Annotated in this window: 21 protein-coding genes; 20 read left to right on the top strand and 1 reads right to left on the bottom strand. The window is 54.6% G+C overall.

What is annotated here, in order from left to right; translation table 11 throughout:
- The first annotated feature begins 56 nt into the window (after positions 1–56).
- The 7 genes from D3871_RS25080 to D3871_RS25050 are packed head-to-tail and all read left to right on the top strand — an operon-like array spanning position 57 to position 7,065.
- Positions 57–1,037 carry a Bug family tripartite tricarboxylate transporter substrate binding protein gene (locus D3871_RS25080; protein ID WP_119771841.1) on the top strand — a complete coding sequence of 327 codons (981 nt, stop codon included), beginning with the start codon at positions 57–59 and terminating at the stop codon, positions 1,035–1,037.
- A gap of 53 nt (positions 1,038–1,090) precedes the next feature.
- Positions 1,091–2,557 carry a benzaldehyde dehydrogenase gene (locus D3871_RS25075; RefSeq protein ID WP_119771840.1) on the top strand — a complete coding sequence of 489 codons (1,467 nt, stop codon included), beginning with the start codon at positions 1,091–1,093 and terminating at the stop codon, positions 2,555–2,557.
- Between the two features lie 53 nt (positions 2,558–2,610).
- A complete protein-coding gene (locus tag D3871_RS25070) occupies positions 2,611–3,810 on the top strand; it encodes an amino acid ABC transporter substrate-binding protein (RefSeq protein ID WP_119771839.1) in 1,200 nt (399 codons plus the stop codon).
- Positions 3,811–3,843: 33 nt separating this feature from the next.
- Positions 3,844–4,719 carry a branched-chain amino acid ABC transporter permease gene (locus D3871_RS25065; RefSeq protein ID WP_119771838.1) on the top strand — a complete coding sequence of 292 codons (876 nt, stop codon included), beginning with the start codon at positions 3,844–3,846 and terminating at the stop codon, positions 4,717–4,719.
- A complete protein-coding gene (locus D3871_RS25060; protein WP_119771837.1) occupies positions 4,716–5,633 on the top strand; it encodes a branched-chain amino acid ABC transporter permease in 918 nt (305 codons plus the stop codon). The genes D3871_RS25065 and D3871_RS25060 overlap by 4 nt, the downstream gene beginning before the upstream one ends.
- Entirely contained in the window at positions 5,630–6,358 is a 729-nt protein-coding gene (locus tag D3871_RS25055) for an ABC transporter ATP-binding protein (RefSeq protein ID WP_233575811.1), read from the top strand. The genes D3871_RS25060 and D3871_RS25055 overlap by 4 nt, the downstream gene beginning before the upstream one ends.
- On the top strand, positions 6,355–7,065 hold the full coding sequence (locus D3871_RS25050; RefSeq protein ID WP_119771836.1) for an ABC transporter ATP-binding protein: 711 nt from the start codon (positions 6,355–6,357) through the stop codon (positions 7,063–7,065). The genes D3871_RS25055 and D3871_RS25050 overlap by 4 nt, the downstream gene beginning before the upstream one ends.
- A 17-nt stretch (positions 7,066–7,082) precedes the next feature.
- On the opposite strand, the gene D3871_RS25045 is transcribed toward D3871_RS25050, so the two are convergent.
- On the bottom strand, positions 7,083–7,970 hold the full coding sequence (locus D3871_RS25045) for an alpha/beta hydrolase (RefSeq protein ID WP_119771835.1): 888 nt from the start codon (positions 7,968–7,970) through the stop codon (positions 7,083–7,085).
- Positions 7,971–8,418: 448 nt separating this feature from the next.
- Between D3871_RS25045 and D3871_RS25040 the strand changes: the two genes are divergently transcribed.
- From D3871_RS25040 to D3871_RS24980, 13 genes are all read left to right on the top strand, one after another.
- A complete protein-coding gene (locus D3871_RS25040; RefSeq protein ID WP_119771834.1) occupies positions 8,419–8,898 on the top strand; it encodes a lipase secretion chaperone in 480 nt (159 codons plus the stop codon).
- A 482-nt stretch (positions 8,899–9,380) separates the two neighbouring features.
- Entirely contained in the window at positions 9,381–10,139 is a 759-nt protein-coding gene (locus D3871_RS25035) for an IclR family transcriptional regulator (RefSeq protein ID WP_119771833.1), read from the top strand.
- Between the two features lie 669 nt (positions 10,140–10,808).
- Complete coding sequence (locus D3871_RS25030; protein WP_338016868.1) at positions 10,809–12,425, top strand: ABC transporter substrate-binding protein; 1,617 nt, start codon at positions 10,809–10,811, stop codon at positions 12,423–12,425.
- 30 nt (positions 12,426–12,455) lie between these two features.
- Entirely contained in the window at positions 12,456–13,427 is a 972-nt protein-coding gene (locus tag D3871_RS25025) for an ABC transporter permease (protein WP_119771831.1), read from the top strand.
- Between the two features lie 152 nt (positions 13,428–13,579).
- Positions 13,580–14,512, top strand: coding sequence for an ABC transporter permease (locus D3871_RS25020; RefSeq protein WP_119772762.1), 933 nt, complete (start codon positions 13,580–13,582; stop codon positions 14,510–14,512).
- A gap of 14 nt (positions 14,513–14,526) precedes the next feature.
- A complete protein-coding gene (locus tag D3871_RS25015; RefSeq protein ID WP_119772760.1) occupies positions 14,527–15,489 on the top strand; it encodes an ABC transporter ATP-binding protein in 963 nt (320 codons plus the stop codon).
- Positions 15,486–16,466 (top strand): ABC transporter ATP-binding protein, encoded by a 981-nt coding sequence (locus D3871_RS25010; RefSeq protein ID WP_119771830.1) that lies wholly within the window; start codon positions 15,486–15,488, stop codon positions 16,464–16,466. The genes D3871_RS25015 and D3871_RS25010 overlap by 4 nt, the downstream gene beginning before the upstream one ends.
- Before the next feature lie 34 nt (positions 16,467–16,500).
- A complete protein-coding gene (locus tag D3871_RS25005; protein ID WP_119771829.1) occupies positions 16,501–17,394 on the top strand; it encodes an N-formylglutamate amidohydrolase in 894 nt (297 codons plus the stop codon).
- A 365-nt stretch (positions 17,395–17,759) separates the two neighbouring features.
- Entirely contained in the window at positions 17,760–18,773 is a 1,014-nt protein-coding gene (locus D3871_RS25000; protein ID WP_119772758.1) for a porin, read from the top strand.
- Positions 18,774–18,935: 162 nt separating this feature from the next.
- Entirely contained in the window at positions 18,936–20,207 is a 1,272-nt protein-coding gene (locus tag D3871_RS24995) for an ABC transporter substrate-binding protein (RefSeq protein ID WP_158598049.1), read from the top strand.
- Between the two features lie 650 nt (positions 20,208–20,857).
- Positions 20,858–21,376 (top strand): helix-turn-helix domain-containing protein, encoded by a 519-nt coding sequence (locus D3871_RS24990; protein ID WP_119771827.1) that lies wholly within the window; start codon positions 20,858–20,860, stop codon positions 21,374–21,376.
- Positions 21,292–21,861 (top strand): IS630 family transposase, encoded by a 570-nt coding sequence (locus D3871_RS24985; RefSeq protein WP_119771826.1) that lies wholly within the window; start codon positions 21,292–21,294, stop codon positions 21,859–21,861. The genes D3871_RS24990 and D3871_RS24985 overlap by 85 nt, the downstream gene beginning before the upstream one ends.
- 319 nt (positions 21,862–22,180) lie before the next feature.
- Entirely contained in the window at positions 22,181–23,464 is a 1,284-nt protein-coding gene (locus D3871_RS24980) for an ATP citrate lyase citrate-binding domain-containing protein (RefSeq protein WP_119771825.1), read from the top strand.
- Positions 23,465–23,488 lie beyond the last annotated feature (24 nt).

Genomic DNA, 23,488 nt, shown 5'->3' with positions numbered 1-23,488 from the left:
TGCATAGCCGGAGCTTCGCGCAGAAGCATCCGGCCAAATTACCATAGGAGACAAGCATGAAAACAAAACTGAAAGCTGCCCTGACGCTTGCGGCATTCGCGCTGGGCAGTCTCAGCGTTGCACCCGCATCGGCCCAGAACTATCCGTCCAAGCCGATCAAGCTGATCGCACCCTTCGCGCCGGGCGGCGTCGCCGATGTGATGGCCCGGCTGGTCGGCGATAAATTATCCAAGTCGCTCGGCACGCCCGTCATCGTCGAAAATCGTCCAGGTGCAGGCGGCAACATCGGAGCCGACGTCGTAGCGAAAGCTGAGCCTGACGGTTATACCTTGCTGATGACTTCGGCAGGTATTCTGACCATCAACGGCAGTCTCTACCCGAAACTGAGTTTCGATCCGGCCAACAGCTTTGCTCCGGTATCGCTGGTGGCGGATATGCCGATGGTGCTGGTGGTGAATTCAGCTGTCGAGGCAAAGACCTTGCCGGAATTCGTTACCTACGCCAGGAAGAATGAAGGCAAGGTCTTCTTCAGCTCGCCGGGGAACGGCACCACCCCGCATCTCGGTCTCGAATTGCTGCAGCGGGCAGCCAATATCAAGATCACCCATGTGCCATACAAGAGCGGCGCGGAATCGCTGAATAGCATCGTTGCAGGGCAAGTCACCGGCGCAATCGAAACGCCACCCTCGGTCATCAATCAGATGAAATCCGGGAAACTGCGCGCCCTTGCAATCGCAGGACCGCGCCGCCTCGCGCAGATGCCCGATGTTCCGACCACGACTGAAGCCGGCATTGCCAATGCCGAAGTGCTTTCCTGGTTCGGCATCGTCGCACCGGCCAAAACGCCGCCCGACATCATCGAGCGCTTGAGCAAGGAAACCGCCAAGGCCGTGCATGAACCGGAAGTCGAGCAAAAGCTGGCTTCGCTGGGTACGCGTGCGGTCGGTAATTCGCCCGCCGAATTTGACCGTTTCATCAAGAGCGAGCGCAGCAAGTGGGACCAGATCATCAAGCAAGCCAATATCAAGCTTGACTGATTTGCTGACACCCCGCTGGCCTATCACCTACACCGTTCTTCAGGAGAACCGACATGACGACGAATAATTTTGCCGATACAACGATCTGGGAAGGCAAGGCGCTGTTCAATGGCTGGCGCGCAACCGGCGGCGGCGTGCACCAGGTGCTTGAACCTGCGACCGGAGAAGCGCTGCACACCATCGCCATCGCCAATCCGCAAGACATCGCGGAAGCGGCGCTGCTGGCAAAGAAAGCGCAGCCGCGCTGGGCCGCAACACCGTTTGAAGAGCGTGCCGCGATCCTGCGTCGCGCCGCCGACATCCTGCGCGCGAATGCCGAGACCATCAAGCCGCGCTTCGTGCGCGAGACCGGCAGCGTTCCGCCCAAGGTCGATTTCGAACTCGGCCTGGCCGAAGGCATGCTGCGCGAAGCGGCCGCCATGCTGACACAACCGCATGGATTGCTGTTGCCGAGCACCATGCAACGCATGAGCATAGGGCGCCGTATTCCGCATGGCGTGGTCGGTGTGATCGCGCCTTTCAATGCACCAATGGCCTTGTCGACCCGCGCCGTCGCACCCGCGCTTGCGGTAGGGAATACGGTCGTACTGAAGCCGGATCCGCAAACCAGTTATGCCGGCGGTTATGCAGTGGCCGCGGCACTGCTGGAAGCGGGCTTGCCGCAGGATTGCCTGTTCATTTTGCCCGGCGGCGTCGACGCGGGCGAAGCGCTGGTAACCGATCCGAATGTGGCAATGATTTCGTTTACCGGCTCGACGCAGGCTGGCCGCCGTGTCGGCGAACTGGCGAGCCGTCATCTGAAGAAAGTCACATTGGAGTTGGGCGGCAAGAATTCCATGATCGTTTTCGACGATGCCGATCTTGATATCGCCGCATCCAACGTTGCCTGGGGCAGCTACCTGCATCAGGGCCAGATTTGCATGACGACCGGCCGGGTATTGGTGCAAAAAAGCATTGCCGAAGAATTCATCAAGCGTCTTGCCGACAAGGCAGAGCATCTGCCGGTCGGTAATCCAGCCACCGGGCAAGTCGCGCTCGGCCCCGTGATCAACCAGAAACAGTTGCAGCGCATCGACGGTATCGTCAAGGATACGGTCGCGGCGGGCGCAAGCCTGCGCGCCGGCGGCAAGTACGAGAACCTGTTCTACCGGCCCACCGTGCTCACCGATGTCAAGCCCGGCATGCGTTCATTCGACGAGGAAGTGTTCGGCCCGGTCACGTCGGTGGTGACATTCGAGAATGAGGATGAAGCCATTGCGCTCAACAATGCGACCGAGTATGGACTCTCCTGCGGCATTCTGACGAAATCGCTCGAGCGGGCAATGTATGTCGCGCACCGGGTCAATACCGGCAAGGTGCACATCAACGATCAGACCGTAGGCGACGAACCCTGGATTCCTTTCGGCGGTTCGGGCGCGTCCGGCAATGGCGGGCGGCACGGCGGGCCCGCGAACTGGGAAGAGTTCACGCAATGGCAGTGGATCACGATCCAGGACAAAGCCAACGCTTACCCGTTCTGAACGATCGGCAAAAAACAAACAACGGTCACGCCCATTCATAAGAAGAAGGAGACATGATGAAACAGGATTTCAATGCCAAACGCAGAACGCTTGCCGCCGCAATCGGCGTCGCCATGGTCGCGCCGGCTATCGGCTTCGCGCAGTCCGCCGACAAGCCGGTTCGCATTGGTTACACGATGTCGCGCACCGGTCCCTATGCGTCCGGCGCACAGGTATCGCAGGAACCGAATTATCTGCTATGGGCGCAACAGCTCAATGCGGCCGGCGGCCTGTCGGTCAAGGGCCAGAAGCGCAAGATCGAATTGATCGGATACGACGACCGCAGCGAAATCGAAACCGCCGTGCGTACCTATGAAAAGCTGATGGGCAGCGACAAGGTCGATCTGATTCTTCCGCCATGGGGTTCGGCGATGAACTTCGCGGTCGCGCCGCTGGCCAATCGCTACGGTTACCCCTTCCTGGCGCCGACTGCCTTGTCGCGCAAACTGATCGATATGCAGCTGCCGTATTATTTCTCGCTGCTGCAGCAGCCAGACAAGATGATGGGCGCGCTGGCCGACATGCTGGCGGCAAACAACGTCAAGACGGTCGCCGTCATCTATATGGATGACTTGTTCGGCATTGAAAACATCGCGTCATTGCGCCTGGCATTGCGCGGCAAGAATATCCAGATCGTCGAAAGCAAGAGCTATCCGCTCGGCGTGAAGGATTTGTCGCCGGTGCTCAAATCGATCAAGAGCATGAATCCCGATGCCTTCATCGGCATCACCTATCCGCCCGACACGATTCTGGCTTCCACGCAGGCGCGCGAAATCGAATTCAATCCGAAATTCTTTTATGCATCGGTCGGCACGGCATTTCCGCTCTATAAGCAGCGGCTCGCGGCGAATACCGAAGGCGTGCTTGGCATGGGTTCGTGGAATCCCAAGGTGTCTGCCGGAGCCAAAGCGTATTTCGATGCCCATGCGGCGCAGCTGAAGAAGGAACCCGATCGCTGGGCCAGCGGCCATGCCTGGGCCGGCCTGGAAATCCTGCAACAGGCGGTCGATAAGGTCGGTCTCGAACGCAAGGCTTTGCGCGATCACATCGCTAGCAATGAATTCAATACGATCCTGGGCAAGCTTCGTTTCGAACGTGGCGAGAATGCGAGCGTTCCCGGCACGGTGGGCCAGTGGCAGGGTGGCGAATTTGAGGTGGTCTGGCCGGAACAGCGCGCCACGGCCAAGCTGGTCGCCAAGCCGGCGTGGAAATAATCGCATCGCGGGTTCACGTCACGGATAACTAAAATGGATTTTTCCTTGTTTGCCGATCTGGTGGTCAACGGATTGGTAATCGGCGGCATCTATGCCGTCATTGCGATCGGCTTGAACATGCAATACGGCCTGATGCGGATACTCAACATAGCCCATGGCGAGTTTCTGATGATAGGCGCGTTTCTGATGTTTACGCTGCATACGACCACCGGCATCAATCCCTTGCTGTTTTTGCCGGTGGTCGTATTGATCAGTTTTGCCTGCGGCCTGATGCTCCACAGGCTGGTATTCAAGCGTTTGTCGGCCACGTCAAAATCGCTCGACCAGGTGGAAGAACGCAGCCTGATCGTCGGCTTTGGCCTGATGTTTATCCTGCAGAACATGGCGTCGCTGATCTGGGGCGCCGATCTGCGCGGCTATGACTTCATGAGCGAACCGGTCAAGTATGCAGGTGTGATCGTTACGCAGAACCGCCTGCTGGTATTGTTTCTCGCCATGGTTGCCAGCGTCGGGCTGATACTGCTGCTGCAGCGTACGCTACTCGGCAAGGCCGTGCGCGGCATGCTGCAATCTCCGCTGGGAGCATGGCTGGTCGGCATCGATACACAACGGCTCCATCCCTTCGTGTTTGCACTCGGCATCGCGATGGCCGGTCTGGCCGGCGCATTGTTGAGCATGATCTATGAAGTATCGCCGTCCATCGGTGAGTCCTACACGGTGATGGCGCTCATTGTCATCACGCTCGGCGGTCTTGGCAGTATAGGCGGAAGCTTTGCGGCGGCAATGCTGCTCGGGCTGGTGGAAAGCTTCGGCACGCACTTTACCAATCCCTCGCTCAAGATGCTGCTGAGCTATGGCATCTTCGTGATCATTCTGATGACTCGGCCGAGAGGACTGTTCGCCAAATGAAAAAATTCTTATTGTCGATCGGGGCCGTTGGCGTATTGCTCGCAGCCGGTCCGTGGGTGCTGTCCGACTTCTGGTTATCGCTCGCGATGACCTGCATGATGTATTCCGCGCTTGCGGTGAGCTGGTCCATGTTCAGCGGGGCGACACGCTATCTGTCGCTGGCGACATCCGCATTGTTCGGCTTGGGCACTTACACGACTGCCATGGCGATGCAGCATTTGCCCTGGCCGGTGCTGATTTTCGCGGGCGGTTTGGTTGCCTCCCTGTTTGCGTTGATTGCCGGTGCGGCGGTCATGCATTTGCGCGGCACCTACTTTGCGGTATTGACCTTTGGTTTGGGCGAGTTGGTGCGGCATTCGGTCACGTATTCCGAAAAAAGCCTATTCGGGACGGTAGGGCGCGTATTGACCGAGGTGCCGTCCAACAATCTGCTGTACTGGACCATGTTGCTGCTAGCCTTGTTGTCGGTAGTGACGTACAAGTTCGTATCGGTATCCAGGCTCGGCTTGGCGATGCGCGGCATCGGCGCGGACGAGCAACGAGCGGCTACCTTTGGGGTCAATCCCAAAACCGTCAAATTGATCGGATTTGCATTGAGCGCCTGGTTCGCCGGCGCAGTGGGTGCGACGATGGCGGTGCGATGGACCTATATCGATCCGCATTCCGCCTTTAATCCCTTGATCGGTTTTCAGACGGTGCTGATCGCAATGGTCGGCGGCGCGACGACATGGCGTGGCCCGGTTATCGCCGCAGTGGTACTCAGCCTGCTGTCGGATGCATTGCGACTCAATCTGCCATATGCCTACCTGATCTTGCTGGGTGTCCTGTTGATCGTATGCGTGCTGTTCATTCCGAATGGTATCGCCAGCATCAAATGGCGTACGGTATTCTCCGGAAAGAAGGGAACGGCATGACGCAACAGCCTATGCTATCGGTAGAAAATCTCGGCATGCAATTCGGCGGGCTCAAGGCCTTGTCCGAGGTCACGATGAAGGTCGAGCGCGGCGAGTTCCTTGGCATTATTGGTCCGAATGGCGCGGGAAAGACCACATTCTTTCATGCCGTCAGCGGTATCTATCTGCCTACCAGCGGCAAGGTGCGCATTGACGGTGCCGAGTTTCAGGGAAAGAGCGCCGATGCATTTTGCAAGGCGGGTGTTGCCCGCACGTTCCAGACGCCGCGCGTGTTTTCGGACATGACGGTACATGACAATGTGCGCTTTGCATTCACTTTCGGCAATCGCGGTGGAGATGCAAGCCTGATCGATGAGGTCATTGACGAAGTACATATCGGTTCGTTGCGACAGGAACTTGCGGGCGAATTGCCGCCGGCACGTCAACGCCAGCTCGAAATCGCGATGGCGCTGGCCACCGCGCCGCGTCTGTTGCTTCTCGATGAAGTCGCTGCTGGCTTGACCGAGGGCGAAGTCGACGAAGTGGCACGGCTTATCCTGCGACTGCGAGACCAGTATCAATTAACGGTGGTCTGGATCGAACATGCGGTACGCACCCTGATGCGGACCGTGGACCGCGTCGCGGTCCTGCATTTCGGCCAACTGCTCGCTGATGGCGCGCCGGCCGAAGTCACGGCAGATCCCAAGGTCATCAGCGCCTATCTGGGCGACGAGGTCACGCAATGACGACACTGCTGCAAGCCAGTCAACTATGCGCCGGCTATGGCCGGCTTCAAATCATCCGCGATATCAGCGTGCGTGTGCCGGAACGACAGCTGACGGTCGTCGTCGGCCCGAACGGCGCGGGCAAGACGACGCTGATGCGGGCATTGGTGGGAATCATCCCGATTTCCGGCGGTAGCGTTACGCTGGCTGGCACGCAAGTCAATTCTCTTGGCGTATCGAGGCGCGTGGCGAACGGTTTGGTGCTGGTTCCCGAAGGGCGCCATCTGTTTGCCCAGATGACGGTGGAAGAAAACCTTGAACTGGGCGGCTATCTGCTCAAACAATCTGAACGCCGTGCTTTGCTGGATCAGGTGCTTGCCCTGTTTCCGCGTCTGGCAGAACGCAGAAAGCAGCTGGCCGGCACCATGAGCGGCGGCGAGCAGCAAATGGTTGCGGTCGGACGGGCGCTGATGGGCAAACCGAAGTGCATGCTGCTCGATGAGCCTTCGCTCGGTCTGGCGCCGAAGATGGTGACTGAGCTGTTTCGCATCCTGCGGCAGATCTGCGACGCCGGAACCGGTGTCCTGCTGGTCGAACAGAATGTACGGCAGGCGCTTTCCGTATGCGACCACGCTTACATTCTGGAGCAGGGTCAGGTCGTGGCGGACGGCTCCGGCCCCGAACTGCTGCAAGGAGAAAGAGTGCGCCGTTCGTATCTCGGGCTATGACCCGGTTTGCGCAGCACTCATTCAAATGCTGCGGTCGCCAATGCTGTTGCCGGTTGCGGCACCTCGATTTCGCTGGCGAACAGCAGGTCGGTCAGATACGAAGCGACGCGCTGTTGCGTCGCCGGCAAAAAAGGTATGTTGAAATGGTTCGACTCCGGAATCGTCTGATCGATCCGCACAGTATGCAGCTTGGCTACCAGTGCGTCGGTATGGGCGCGCGGCACCACGTCGTCACTTTCCGCGCGCAGCACCAGCACAGGTGCGGAAATTTTTTCCGCAACCTTGATTGATTCGAAACGATGCTTGAGCACCAGTGAAATCGGCATCGAACGAAAACGCCTTTGGGCGATCGCGAGAATCGAATCGTAAGGCGTGAGAAGCGCGATCGCCGCCACCGGGCGTTGCGCCGCCAGTTGCAGCGCAACGCCGGACCCCAGGCTGCGGCCGATGATGGCAATCTTTTCGGCATTGATGCGACTGTGTCCTGCAAACCAGTCGAACAGCATTTGCGCATCGCCGATCAGGTGCCGTTCGCTAGGTTGTCCATGCGAGTCGCCATAACCGCGATAATTCACTGCGAGCACCGCCATGTCGGGGAACATGGTTTCGGCCGCGCCGATCACCCAGGATACTTCTTCCGAGCGGCCGCCGAAGTAAATGGCGGCCGGATGCCTGCCCGGAGACCTCGGTGTCAACAGCCAACCACATAACCTGGTGCCATCGCTGCTGCGCAGCACGACCGGACGACAACGATGACCGTTACTTCTGGGTCGCGGTACCTGGCTGGAGAGCGGATTGAAAATGAATCTGTGCTGTCGCGCCGTCAGTGTGGCCAGTACGCCCAGCCATGTCGAACCGGCTACGCCCAGGGCCGCTGCAAGCAAACGTTTGGTAATCGTATTCATTCGCGCCGAAATCGTTGGATACTTTCAGCTTAGAGGAGTTTGTCTGCACTAAGTTGCGTTTACGCAGAAGAACGATTGACGGCTATGCCGTCATTGGCCATTGTTCAGGGTGTTGAACGAGACTGGACCGAAGCGAGAATTTGTATAAGCGAGCCCGACGGCGCAAGCGTGCATGCCATGAGGCGCAGCATCGCATCCTTGATCATGTCCAGCGTAATGTTGCCGGTGAAAGCGCGTGGTAACCGGTTTCGCCGTATGCGGCTTCTGTCGCATTGACAATCTCCGTCGCGAATTTCTGCCTGGCCCGTCTCGCTCTTGATAGGACGGCCGCGTGTGCGCGGTTTGACGGACAGCTCTTGCCGTAGGTCATGCATTTTATCAAATACGAACGAGTGACCGCAGAGCCACAATATTTGGCAAATTGCCAATATCAATAGAGACACAATCAATGAAGAACAGAGCCATGATTTTGGTCAGGATGGCGGCTGTCTTATGCGCGGCGGTCGCATGCAGCGTGCGTCCTTTGCCGGATATCAGTGTGCCAGAACCGACTGTCGGTCTTCCTGAAGCCGTCGGCGAAACGATGCCACCGTCCAGACGCCTGTTCGACCGCGTGTTCATTCTCTCCGGCGGGCTTGACACCACTGAACTCGGGCAGCAGCTTGAACAGGAACTCGCACGACAGCTGGCGCCGACGAAGATGGCGCAATCGCGGGCGCTGCTAGAGAAATATCTCCAGTACAAAGCCCGGATGATTTCTATCCAAACTGCTATCGACGGCGAGCAGGATGTTGCCAGTCTGCGTACGCAACTGCAAACGCTGCGCGACCTGCGATACGCCATTTTTAACCGATCCGAAATCGATGCCTGTTTCCCGCCGACGGCACCTATGAACAGGTCTTGCTTGCGTGCCTTGAAATCAATTTGAGTACGCATATCCCAGAAGATCAGAAGCATGCGAGGCTGCTGGAACTTGAAGCCTCGCTTTCACCGCACGTGCGTGAGACGGAGGGGCTACGGTCCGATATCGTACGCATGGAACCGGTTCCGCGTGCGTCGGAGCCGGCCGCAGACGAAGAAGATATTTGCCGTCTGGGATAAGGAGTATTGTAGGCCCGGTGCGCGCTGCTGTTGCCATTACCGGGGCAATGCATTCTCCGAAAAGTCGGCGGATATTTACAAAAAAAACAGTAAATGTGAATGAAGCATGCAAAAGCTGATGTATGCTGCCAGACCGGCAAACCGCTGCAGAATCGGAAAGCGCGTTGCCGGTCATGCTGCCTTCCTGAAGCATCCGTATGCATAGCATTCTGCATGAAGGCATCCACCGTATAATTGAATTCATTGCCGGCAACCGGGCATATGGCAGGTTGAACGAAAATGATTGCGTAGAAGGACGAGGTTGGTTTTATGGCGGATTACACCGTTGACGCGGTTGACAAGGCATTGGGATTACTTTTTCTCGTGGCACAACAACCTGGATTAGGCGTTACCGAACTAGCGAAGCGCTCGGGCAATACCAAAGCAAGAGCTTTCCGACTGCTAGAGACTCTCGAGCAGGGTGGTCTGGTACAGCGTGAATTGGGGAATGCTACCTACATTTTGGGTTACAAAGCCTTCTATCTTGGCGCCGCTGCCAGCGAGCAGCTGAGCCTGGCGCGTCTCGCAAAGCGCCATCTTGAAGAAATTGGATCATGCAGCAATGAAACCGTCCTGATTCGGATTCGCGATGGGTTGGAAACCGTGTCAATCGCCCGCTGGGATTCGACGCACGCAGTACGCATCCATTCCGAGATCGGCAATCGACGGCCTTTGTACGTCGGCGCATCCGGAAAACTTCTTCTCGCCTATGCACCGGCCGATGTGCAAACAAAAGTACTGCAAGGTGACATGGAGAAATTCACGCCTAACACCATTACGTCACCGACCAAATTAAAAAAAGAGCTTTCAAAAATCCTGACGCAGGGCTACGCGGTCTCGTTCGCCGAAAGAACATCGGATACCGTTTCGATCGCCGCTCCCGTCAGAGACGTCTCCGGAGAGGTAATTGCAGCAATCAGTATTACCGGCCCGAGTACCCGAATGCGCGAAGAAATTCTGCCCAAACTGACTGACACCATTCTGGATGGTGCACGTCGTCTTTCACGCGAACTCGGCTACATTGAATAGTCCTGAATGATCCGGTATTAAATCCGGTATCAATCCAAATTGCAACGGGCCTGGATCGGGCGCTGCCAGGCTAAGCGCAAATTCGCACAAATATCATAAGAGCCGGCTGTTCTAGCCGGCAGGCGGTATCCGGCACCGCTCAGGCTCGCGATTGTGCGGCGAGTCTGCATGCAAGGTCCAAGCGAAGGGCCGCCTTTAATCATATTGGCGATGCCGGCTTGGTCGTCCTCGCTGTTAATTCTCGTCTGGTCTAACCAGCACTGCAGCTTTTTCTCCCCTTGTCTTACCCAGCATTTACGTCGATGTCGTTTTCGGCTTCGTCTCCGGCTGTCCATCTGGAGCGGCGTCGTTTTCCGCAAAGCTGAGTTCGTGATGCGCTTCCTCTTCGAACTGTTGCGCCCATATTTCTCTTCTGAAGAAACCGCTTGCGTGACAAATCCGCCAGGGGATTCCAGTTAAAGAGCCGCGCCTGATGTGCGTCTTAAGCAGGCAAAGATAATTCCCAGTAAAGCACGTCCGTGCTTTAGCTGTGGCTTCTTGTCTACGTTCATTGCGGCACCCCAATGAGCATCCAAAAAATTTTGTGTCAGTTTGTTTCCAACAACAATATCGTGTATCATCAATCGAAATGACGTATCATTCATTGAAACATAACCTAAGTGGCCAAAAATGGAGAGCGCTATGTTGTGGAGACTTCTAGCAAAAATCAATTTCGTTACCTCGGCACTGATACTTGCCGTTCCTGCATACACGGTACATGCCGCCGATCTCAAGATCGGCTTCAAGGCAGAAGTGACGTCTGCTGATCCCCACGTCCTGAACGGGAACAACCGGAACGTCTGGGTGCACGTGTACGAATCCCTTGTTGCGCAAGACGAAAACCTTAAAGCCAAGCCTGCGCTGGCCACTTCATGGCGGAACGTGGATTCCACGACATGGGAGTTCAAACTCCGGCCTAACGTCACATTCCACAACGGTGCAACGATGACCGCGGAAGACGTCAAGTTTTCCATTGAGCGCGCCATGAACCTGTCTGGCCCGCGCACATTTCGAACCTATCTCAAAGCTGTTCAGTCAGTTACCGTTACCGGTCCGGGCACGGTAACCATCAAAACCAAGGGGCCAAGCCCGACACTGCCCGACAGTCTCGGTTTGATTGCGATCCTGCCTAAAACGATTGGCGACAAGGCGTCCGAAGAAGACTTCGCCACTGGAAAAACGACGTTCGGAACTGGTCCCTACAAGTTTGTGTCATGGGCGCATGGTCAACGCGTATCACTGGCAAAAAATAGCGCCTATTGGGGCGAGAAAGAGCCATGGGACAACGTCACGTTTCAATTCATTCCGCGCGAGCCGGCCCGAGCATCCGCTTTGCTATCCGGGTCGGTGGATTTGATTGATGCGGCAACTGCGAACGTAATGGATAGCTTCAAGTCATCCAACAAGATCGATGTGGTTTCGACCACCTCGTACATGTTGAACTACCTCCAGCTCGATCGTTTTCGTGACAACTCGCCTTATCTCAAGAGCAACGAAGGTGCGCCTCTCGCGAAAAATCCCTTCAATGACATTAAGGTCCGGCAAGCGCTGATGGCGGCAGTAAATCGCGAAGGCATTGTTAATCGCCTGATGAAAGGCGATGCCGAAGCCGCAAGCCAGTTCGTTCCGGCAGGATTTTTCGGCAATGACCCGGCACTGAAGGTTCCGGCGCATGACTTGGCGAAGGCCAAGGCCTTGCTCGCGGAAGCTGGTTACCCGAACGGATTCCGCATGACCATGCATTGCTCCAACGACCGGTACCTTAATGACGCGAAAGTATGTGAAGCGCTCGGCCAGGTATTCAGCCAAATCGGCATCAAAACAGAAGTGGCGACAATGCCGTTCGCTGTTTATGCCGGCCGTGCGACTGCTGGCGGAGCGTCCGGCGAGCCTGAATTCAGCCTCTTCATGTTCGGGATTGGCGCTGTTACCGGCGACTCCCTCGAGCCTCTGCTTGCCGTTGCACACAGTCACGATAAGGCAGCTGGTTTGGGGGCCAACAATCGGGGTCGCTACAGCAGCAAAGAAGTCGATGCGCTCGTTATCAAGGCTTCCGTCACCATGAATGAAAAAGCACGGGAAGATCTGCAAAAAGCAGCAGCCAAGGCCGTCATCGACGATGTTGGAATTGTTCCGCTGTTCTTCCTGAAGTCGACCTGGGCTTATCGAAAAGGGCTGACTGTCAAGCCGCGTAGCGACGGCTTCACCCTTGCGATGGGTATTCGTGAAAGCAGCAGTGCCAAGTAAGAACTAACCCGAATTGTACGAGCCAAAATCATGATTGAAATGCTAACGAAGCGGATACTGCAAAGTGCGGCTGTCATTCTGCTGATGTCACTCCTTGCCTTTGCCGGAATCAACCTGGTCGGTGATCCCATTTACTTGCTGGTGAGTCCGACCGCTTCGCAGCAAGAAATTGAAGAAGCGGCCCGCTCACTTGGGCTGCATCTTCCGGCGTACGAACAATACTGGCGTTTCCTCGTTAACGCATTCCATGGGGACTTGGGAAAATCGTTTGTATTCAACCAGCCGGCGGTTTCTCTCATTATCGAACGTATTCCGGCAACACTTGAACTTGCCTTCACTGCCTTATTCTTTTCCGTCGTTATCGGCATCCCGCTTGGCATGATTGCCGGTCTCATGCCAAAAAGCCGGATCCGCCGAGCCATTATGGGTTGCTCGATCGCAGGCGTCACCGCCCCGACTTTCTGGATCGGCTTGATTTTCATCCTCGTATTCTCGGTTAACCTCGGCTGGTTTCCTTCTGGAGGTCGCGGGCCGACAACATCGGTACTTGGCATCGACGTTAGTTTCACTAGCTGGGAAGGCCTCAAATATCTTATTCTGCCCGCGCTTACGCTGTCCCTCTTCAAGATTGCCTTGGTAATCCGCCTGACCGAGGCCGGAACTCGTGAAGTGTCGATGCAGGAATACATCAAATTTGCGCGTGCCAAGGGTGTGCATGGTTCGCGTCTGATGCTCAAGCACATTGCTCCGAACGTATTAATTCCGATCGTTACAGCATTGGGCCTTGAGCTTGGACATCTGATTGCATTCTCATTAGTTACAGAGTCGATATTTGCGTGGCCGGGTATGGGGAAGCTCATCATAGACTCGGTGCTGCACCTCGACAGACCTGTCGTCGTCGCATACCTGATGATTACACTTCTGATTTTTGTATTCATCAACTTTGTAGTCGATGTTCTGTATCTGTTGCTCGATCCACGTCTTCGCTCTACTGCGAAGTGAGACCGATATTTAATGCGGAAAAATTCACATAAGTGAAACGATACGGCGCCGAACGAAAGTAAACGTAGCCGACGTTTGATAACCCTAAGACGTTGGGGACACCCAGGATCATGAAACAGAATGCCATACCAATCACGTTACACAGTGACGCCATGAACGATACAACTCCTCGCGTCGCCATCGTAAACGACGCTACCGCGATACCGCTACCCGAGGCGCCTTGGCGCCGGTTGGTAAGACAGTACCTGAAGAGTCGGATCGCAGCCATTGCATTATTGACCTTGGCGCTACTCGTCGTTGTGGCGTTGGCGGCACCTGTCATCGCTCCCCAGGATCCATATGATCTTGCCTCGGTTTCGATCTTGGACGCAGAAATCCCACCTGGGATAGCGAGCGCCGGTAGCGACACAAGCTATTTGCTTGGAACTGATGGTGCCGGACGCGACATGCTGAGTGCGATTCTGTACGGCTTGAGAATCAGTATCGGCATCGGTGTCGCAAGCGCGATATTTGCTCTGTTGCTGGGTACATGCGTAGGTCTGGTCGCGGCGCATTTTGGTGGCAAGATCGATGCGATCATCATGCGCCTTGTGGATCTTCAGTTGAGTTTGCCGGCAATTCTGGTTGCACTTGTTCTCCTTGCAGCGTTAGGGCAGGGCGTAGACAAAACACTTTTCGCACTGGTTATCGTCCAATGGGCATACTTCGCCAGAAATGTACGCGGCGCGGCACTTGTGGAACGCCAGAAAGAATATGTCGAAGCGGCGATAGGACAGGGACTGCCTTCGTCCAGGATCATGTTCAGGCACATTCTCCCCAACTGTATCGCACCACTGGTTGTTACGGCGACCCTGCAAATGGGACATGCAATTACGCTGGAAGCCACCATGAGTTTTCTCGGCATTGGTCTTCCGCAGACAAAGCCTTCTCTCGGCCTCCTGATCTCAAATGGTTTCGAGTACATGTTTTCAAACAAATACTGGATCAGCATGTTTCCTGGTGTGGCGCTCGTCATCCTCGTCATCTCGATCAATCTGATTGGCGACCATTTAAGAACCGTACTTAATCCAAAGCTGGAATCGTAGGAGGAGTGATGTCGATGGGACTGTTGGAAGTAAAAAATCTGGTCACTGAATTTCGAACGCCTAGTGGAACAGCGAAGGCAGTCGATCACATCTCGTTTTCGCTAGGGGCGGGAAAGGTTCTCGGCATTGTCGGCGAATCCGGTTCGGGAAAATCGGTAACCGCATATTCACTGATGAATCTAGTCGATCCACCGGGCCACATTGCGGGCGGTGAAGTGTGGTTCAAAGGCGAAAACTTGAGAGCAGCCTCGAAGCAACGCTGGAACGAGCTCAGAGGCGACCGCATTGCGATGGTGTTCCAGGACCCTATGATGTCCCTTAACCCCGTGATGAAGATCGGCGATCAGCTTTCGGAGACGTTGCTCATTCATCATCGCTCAAAACGCAGTTCTGCAGAAAAAATTGTGGAAAATGCATTGAAGCGGGTGGGCATTCCTGCACCTGTAGAGCGGATGCGCGCATATCCGCATGAGCTGTCCGGAGGCATGCGTCAAAGGGTCGCCATTGCGAATGCTATCGTCAATCAGCCGGATCTGATCATTGCGGACGAGCCTACCACTGCGCTCGATGTAACGATACAGGCACAAATTCTTTACGAGATGCGCTGCCTCACGCGCGAAAGCGGAACCGCATTAATCTGGATCACGCATGACCTGAGCGTTGTAAAGGATCTGGCAGACGATATTTGTGTCATGTATGCCGGACGCATTGTCGAGCAAGGACCAGTGGATGAAATCATTGAAAATCCACGTCATCCTTACACCAGGGGATTGATTGATTCTTTGCCTCACGCGGGAACGCGAGGCAAGCGACTGTATTCGATACCGGGATCGACACCGCCTTTGCTTTCCTTGCCGGCTGGATGTGCATTTTCTCCGCGATGTACTCGCGCGACAAGCCGATGCAACACCGTGCCCCCAGTTTTCGCTGATGATGCGCGCGCGCATCGTTGCTTCCACCCGATAGATACATTATGAATGCGATGCTCGAAACTCGAAACCTTAGCAAAAGCTTCGGCTTAAAGCGCAGCACCTTCGCACGCGCGGCAAGCGCGGTAGGGCTGGCAAAGGACAATCAGAAAAAGGTCCACGCCGTTGACAACGTGTCCCTCAGCGTGAAACCTGGTGAAGTCCTCGGACTCGTGGGTGAATCCGGCTGCGGCAAGTCGACCTTTGGACGGATGGTCGCAGGAATTCTTCCGCCGACAAACGGCTCGATTACTTTTGAAGGAAAGAACGCCACTCGGGCAAGCGTGGAAAATCATCTGAATGTGCAAATGGTTTTTCAGAACCCCTATGCCTCGCTCAATCCACGCCTGCGTGTAGATCAGCTGATTAGCGAAGCTGCGCAGTACCACGGGATATTGAAACCGGCCGACGCGCCTCAGTTCGTAGCGAGTCTATTGCAACAGGTAGGACTCGACCCTTCGTATGCCAACCGGTATCCGCACCAGTTCTCAGGCGGCCAGCGTCAGCGTATCGCCATTGCACGCGCACTGTCGCTGAATCCGAAATTCGTGGTGTGTGACGAGGCCGTATCCGCGCTTGACGTGTCGGTACAGGCCCAGATCCTTAACCTGTTCATGGATCTGCGCGAATCCAAAGGCCTGACCTATTTATTCATCAGCCATAACCTCGCTGTCGTCGAGTATATTGCCGACCGCGTGGCAATTATGTATCTCGGTCGGATTGTCGAGATTACCGACACCAAGACGATCTTCAAATCGGCTAATCATCCCTATACCCAGGCGCTCATCGCCGATGCACCACGGCTTGATGCCAAAGTTGCCGAGCATCGTCCAATTCAAGGGGAATTGCCAAGCCCATTGAATCCGCCAGCCGGCTGCCCGTTTCATCCTCGTTGTCAGAATGCAACCAGCCGATGCAAGGAAGAAAGACCGGCGTTAAAGGAAATAGCGCCGATGCATTTTTCGGCATGCCATTTGAACGATTAGCGCTTTAATTTAAGCCTATCCAGCGAATACTAAGATGAATCGCGCCATTAATCAGATTTACTCCTTACATCAGCCCGCCTCGTCAGAGGCAGTTATTCCATTGGTGTTCGATTCGCCTCATAGCGGAACGGTATATCCGCTCAATTCGGGTATCGTTGCGCCCGCAGCAGCCTTGCGTTCGACTTGGGATGCCTACGTAGATGAACTGTGGAGTGCGGCGCCATCGGTGGGCGCTTCGATACTCGCGGCCCGCTTTCCGCGTGCTTATATAGATCCGAATCGAAGCCCGCTTGATATAGATCCTGATTTGCTGGCGGACGCATGGCATGAACCACTTTTTCCTACCGAGCGTTCGAAACGCGGAATGGGTCTGGTTCGCCGTTATGCGCTTCCAGGTGTTCCCATGTACAAAGACGCACTGTCGGCAAGCGAAGTCAGACAACGAATCTCCCAGTATTACGACGAATATCATAGGGTACTTCGCAAACTTCTCGATACAGCGCATCAGGATTTTGGGGCAGTCTGGCACATCGATTGCCATTCGATGAAATCGGTCGGCAATGCAATGAATGTGGACAACGGCAGTCCCCGCCCTGACATTGTTGTGAGCGATCGCCAAGGTACCTCGTGCGACCCTGCATTTACCCAATGGGTCGCTGGAAGATTTAAAGGGCTCGGATATGCCGTATCCATTAATTCTCCTTACCTGGGCGGCCATATCGTCACGCAATATGGCAATCCTTCGGCCGGACGCCATTGTCTGCAAATCGAATTTAACCGTTCACTGTATATGAACGAAAGTAATTTCGAGAAAACAGCAGGCTTTGAAAAATTGAAATTCGACCTCTTGTTGTTCCTGGCCGAGCTTGCGCGATACGTCAGAAAAAATACCGGAATTTCTCCAAGCCCAGTCCAAGGGTGCGCTTGAGGATGTCTCGCGCGATATTAATTTATCTGCGATTGCAGCCTTAGTCGACCTGCAGCGGCAATCCACTGCTCACGATGACGACAAGATTGGAGTTGTCAGGTACTCGAAGAATGTGAATAGCAAGACCAGGAATTTAGCAATGGAGGTGACATGAAGATGCTTTGATGCCGTGACCATCAAACAAGAGTGCAGATATGGCGCTACCTGTGCCAGGGGCCTCTGTACGCCGAAAAAACGGCAATGGAACGCGATCGCGGCCAGTCATTGAATGACGAGGACCAAGGTGCGTATAAAAATTTTCGTTTAACCGAACAGGTAACGGATCGATTCAAACTTGAGGGAGAGTATAAGTGAAAAAGTCATTGATGATTCTTACAGTAGCAGGAGCCTTGCTGCCAGCATTTGCATTTGCGCAAACAAGCGTTACTGTCTACGGTCGCCTTGATGTGAGCATTGACCATGAAAAAACACAGGGACGTAGCAGTCTGACCGAGCAGGCCGACAACGCTTCGCGTCTGGGTTTCAAAGGTGTGGAAGATCTGGGCAGCGGTTTTAAGGCGGTATTTGGCGCCGAGTACGGATTCGATGCAGGCACCGGTGCGTTCTCCACCGCAACCAATCCATTCCGCAATACTTATGTTGGCTTCACTGGTGGTTTTGGTGCGGTCGCATTCGGCCGTCTTGACTCCGCCAACCCGACCGGGTCGCCGCTCTATTCGCAAGTAACGAAGAATGTCGACTTCGTAGTTCACGATGCAGGCGCTACAGCGATCGGTACCAGCGTGCTGCGTGCTCGCAACCGGGTATCGAATGCGTTCGGCTACATGTCGCCGACTTATGGCGGATTCAATGTGCGTGCGCGTTATTACCTGTCCGGTGCCGCTCCCGCAGCCATCCCTGGCGTTGCACAAGAAGATGACATGAAACAGTTCGATATCGGCCTGAACTATGAGCAAGGCCCGTTCACGGCAGGAATCGGTTACGGCAAGGACTCCAAGAGCGCCGGATTCCTGGCTAACGACTTCAAGAACAAATGGCAGGCCGTCGCTTCTTATGACTTCGGATTCATCAATACCTACGGGTTCTATGGGCATGACAACCACCACGTCACTACGCCGACACGCCGCAGCTCGGTTGACTATTGGCTGGTCGGTGTGAGTGCTCCGTTTGGTGGCAACAACCGCGTGATTGCTAACTACATGCAAAAAGATGTGCAGAGCGACAGAAACGGCAAGCTGAAGCGGCTCCAGTTTGGTGTTTCTCATGGCATGAGCAAGCGGACTTCGCTGTATGCGCTGGCTGACGTTCAAGACCCGAACAGCAATGTTGCCAACAACAAGATTCGCGTCGTTAGCGCAGGTATTCAGCATAACTTCTAAAACCTGAGGGCGAGGAAGGGATTGAAATGCCGGGTCGTGATCCGGCTCCCTTCCTGCATGTAGCACACGGCGGGCTGTTGTTTCAGCAAGGCCATCGTGCTTGGAATGCTGGTTAACGAAACTAGGCCTGCCTTACTTCCGTTATTGGGCTTTTGCGTGCATATGGATCGGCGCGAGAAATCTGAAATAGCGTCACAGAATGTTGCTTCTGCCAGAAGGAAGGTATTACAGGTACGGCGTGCAGTAAAGGAAGTTCGGAACCCGGTAGCAAGCTCACGCAATGAAATTGGGGGATTGAATATGCGGCTGAATGTGTTTCGAGCAATGGCGCTTGTAACCGCAATGTGTATGGTCGGCGGGGCTTTGGGAGAGACCGTCGTGGTAGGTCAGGTAGCGCCGCTGGGCGCTCCAGGATCTCCGGGTAACCAGTTGCGTCTTGGGGCACAGGTGTATTTCGACGCGATAAACAGAGCGGGTGGGGTTCACGGAATGACATTGAAACTGGTCTCCAGAGATCGTGGGCTCAGAAATGGAGAAACTGTAACGACGACGCGAAAACTGGTGCAGGAGACGGAGCCTCTCGCGCTTCTCGGACTGGTTGGTACCGGGCCGATGGAAGAGCTGGTGGCGAGCGGTCTGTTGGCAGAATCGGGGCTGCCGGTTGTCGGAATCAGAACAGGTGCGGTCTCGCTACACAAGCCGACCAATCCATACCTGTTTCATATCCGTACCAGTTATGCAGGTGAGATTGAAAAGATATTAACTCAGCTAACCACGATCGGCTTTAATCGGGTCAGCGTGTTTTATGAAAACAGTTCCTTCGGAAAGGAAGGAATGGGCTTGGTGCAACGGATTATTAAGAACAAGCCGGCAATGCAACTCGCCGGGCAGGCGACGTACGAACCTGGTACCACCGACGTACGGGAAGCGGCGAAGAATCTCGCAATGACCAAGTCGCAAGGAGTGATTGCAGTCGCGAATAGCGCAGCCACAGCGGAATTCTATAGGGAATACCGACAAATTGAGAAAAACGCGCAGGTCCTTGCACTCTCAACGGTGGATAGCGCTGAAGTGGTCAAGCGGATAGGACCCGCGTCGGCAAAGGGTTTGATCGTGACACAAGTCGTACCCGATGCGACAAATACGACGATACCGCTGGTGAGAGAGTTGCACAAATATGTGGAGAAATTCGGCCCGGCGGAGATTGCAATTGATCAGACGGTGGTCGAAGGTTATCTGTCGGCGAAGGTTTTGGTAGAAGCGTTACGCGTTGCCGGACCAAAGCCGACGCGAAAGAAAATATGCTCTGCACTTAACTCAATAAAGTATTTCGATGCGGGCGGGGTGATTATCGATTTCTCGCCGTCGAATCATACGGGGTCAAGATATGCGGAATTGGCGATTGTGCTCAAAAATGGAAAACTGATGCGCTGATGGAGCAGTATCAAGCAGGGATATCCGCTTGAAAAGGTTGTCTCCTGGGGTGGTAAGCACCTCGTTTCCCAGAAGGTTTCGGCCTTCTGGGTTTTTTTTGCCCGCGAGGTTTATTGACGATATCAGATTGAGCAAAAGCTGATGCACATACGTAGTTGAGGCATGCAACTAGCATGTAACTAGCCAGCTAATCTTTAGCTTCTGCGTCAAGCGCTTACTAAGTGCACATATCAAAAATGCCGCTTTCTCCGTTGTGCGGGGCCGCCGAAGCCTCCTTGCCGAACGTCCGTACTGTCTTCGCCGGCATGCCTTGCCATCGTCATTTTGGAAAGTGTTTTTAGTCAAGGTCCCGGTACGAATCGTTGTCACCATCATCCATTCAAAGAGAGCTGCATGACGCTCACTACGATGACTAAGCAGGTGTACAAAAGTTTTTGACAAAGATGTGAAGTCGCAAGCGGGCTTGGCTGTTGGATGAGAAATTCCCTTCGCCCGTCTTTCCCGCCTTCGCGGGAAAAACGATGATTTGAGAGGCGAGGGGTCAAATACTGCCAAAAGACTTTTGTATACCTGCTTACTGAGCGTTCAGATGGTAGGTGACAGGCAAATGGCGTATAAAGAAGGATGACCTTGCTGCAGGAGGTTATCTCATGGCAAAGAAACGGTATAAACGGGATTTTGAAGCACTGGAGCAACGTCGCAAGATTGCAGCGAAGCTTCTCGCGAAAGGGATGAAGCAGGCGCAGGTGGCCCGTGAACTTCATGTAAGCCGGCAAAGCGTGTCTGTCTGGGCTAAAGCGCAGGCCGTCGACAAGGAAGGATGGCGTCGCAAACCATTGGGCTCATGCCCTGGCCTGAATCCGGCGCAACGACGGTGGCTGTGCAAGCTTCTCGCCAGGGGAGCGCAAGCGAACGGATTTCCCAATGATGCCTGGACACTGCGTCGGATTGGGCAACTGATCGAGCAGGAGTTCGGCATCGCGTATGGAAAGACAAATATCTGGTTGTTGATGAAGGCAATGGGTTTTTCCTGTCAACGTCCTGCGGGGCGTGCGAGCCAGCGCAATGAAGAGGCGATACGGCAGTGGCGACTCAAACGCTGGCCGATGCTCAAAAAAAAGCCCGCCGGGAGAGAAGAATCCTGCTCTTCATCGACGAGAGCGGCTTGAGTGAGAGGCCTACTCGAATCAAGACATGGGCACCGGTGGGATGCACACCGGTACTGCGGCACAGTTTCAACTGGAAGCAGCTGACGGTGATTGCTGCGCTGGGTGTGCGCAATTTCTATTTCCGATTCGTGTACGGGCCGATTGAAAAACCTGAGCTCGTGCATTTTCTGAAGACGCTGCACAAGAAGCTTCATCGGAAACTGCTGGTTATTTGGGATGGTCTGCCTCAGCATAAAAGCAGGCTCGTTGCCGATTATCTGAAGTCAACATCGGGAAAGGTCGTGGTTGACTATTTGCCTGGCTACGCACCTGAACTCAATCCCTCTGAATACATCTGGGCCTATATGAAGCAACGGGAACTAGGCAACTTATGTCGCAACACGATTGGCGAGGTCAAGGCATTCGCCTGCGGTCGCCTGAAATCTATGCAGCGTCGCGTCGGATTGATAGCATCGTTTTGGAAGCAGGCTGGCCTGAAACCCTAATGTCATCTATATCCTGAACGCTCAGTAGATATTCGCTTATATGAGCTTAATCGATGAAACATGCATATCGAATTTTTCTATATGCATGTGTCCCAATAGATATATGTCATACAAAGCGATTATTAATGCTTTCATGCCGCCAATTTATTGTTTCATTGATAAATACGAGGTATCGTATACCAATACAAAGAGCCGACGCTGACGACAGCTTTGCTGACGCTGTGTGCATGCAATTGATCAGACATTTCGGCCTTGCGTTGTATTGTTTTATTCCGTTTTGGCCATCAAATTTCATTCGAACCTTACGCGAAGGAAGAATATGCAGATTACCGGCATGCTGTATGGATCGCAGCTGTTAAGTTTTGTCGGATTCCCGGCGGCGGAAGTGCTTGGTCCTGGCGCAGGTGAAGACCAGATCAAACGCTTGATCGATCATCATGGCTCAGTATTCGTAAAGCCCGTTTTCAAAGGAGGCATAGGCAAGAAAGGAAAGGCCGGATTAGTCGGACGTGCATACAATCTAAGCACGGCATTAACGGAGAAAGAACGGCTGTATTTCGCCGAGCATCGGCATGGCTTCCAGTTTGCGAAATCGAATGGCGTCACCTTCGAAGGCGCAGTGCCCGCAACCCATGAGGTCTATTTTTCAATTACCGACTCTACGCGCTACCGCGCGCCGACGATGACGCTCAGTCACCTCGGCGGTGTGGATATTGAAGAACTCGACAAGAGCAAAGTCGTGCAGGTGCCGTTTGAATGTCTCACCGGGTTGAAAGCCTTTGTCGTCGCCAATGCGCTTTCCCAGCTTGATGCACCGAAGGAAATCATATCCCCTCTGGTACAACATTTACCCAAACTGTGGGAGCTGTATCACAACTACGGCATGACCACGCTCGAACTCAATCCGATCCGCATGCGTCCGGCCGAAAATGGGCGACTGACACCGGTCGCATGCGATTTCAAATGTTCCTTTGACCGCGATGATCCACGGTGGCAACGACTGAATCTGCCGGCGCATCTGTTCGCAGTCAACTATTCGGATTTCGAGCATGAAATCAATCAGCTCCGGACCCATCAGGGACAGAGCGATGTCTACGTCATCAATCCGGAAGGAACCATCCTTGCGCCAACCTTTGGCGGCGGTGCGAATTCGCTGGTTACCGAACTGCTTGGCGATGACGCGATTATTTCATCCGATTTCGGCGGCAATCCTCCCTACCGGAAAATGAAAGAGGTTGCAGCAATCTGCTTCAAACACTGGCTAAGGCAGGCCAATGTTCTTTTTATCATCGGCGGCAAGTCGAATAACACGGATATTTATGAGACCTTCCGTGCGATGGCTGACGCATTGCGCGAGAATTTCAGCGAGTACGGACCCACGCCGCTCCATGTCGTCATCGGCCGCGGCGGTCCGAACCTGGTGCGCGGGATGGGAGCGATGCGCGACACCCTGGAAAGTCTGGGTATTCCCTATCGCATCTTCGGCTTTGACTCCGATATGAGTGAGGTCGTCGGCTACGCAAAGCAGGTCAATGCATGGATGAAGGCGGAAGGCAGGGAACAATTGGCTGCGCGACTCAAGCGAAGCACGGTGATTGGCTAATACCGATCCTGACCCATAACGTGA

This window comes from Noviherbaspirillum saxi, from assembly GCF_003591035.1.
In the GTDB taxonomy this organism is placed as follows: domain Bacteria; phylum Pseudomonadota; class Gammaproteobacteria; order Burkholderiales; family Burkholderiaceae_D; genus Noviherbaspirillum; species Noviherbaspirillum saxi.
The sequence above is the reverse complement of the archived record's forward strand: the minus strand, read 5'-3'. Positions and strand labels throughout refer to the sequence as shown.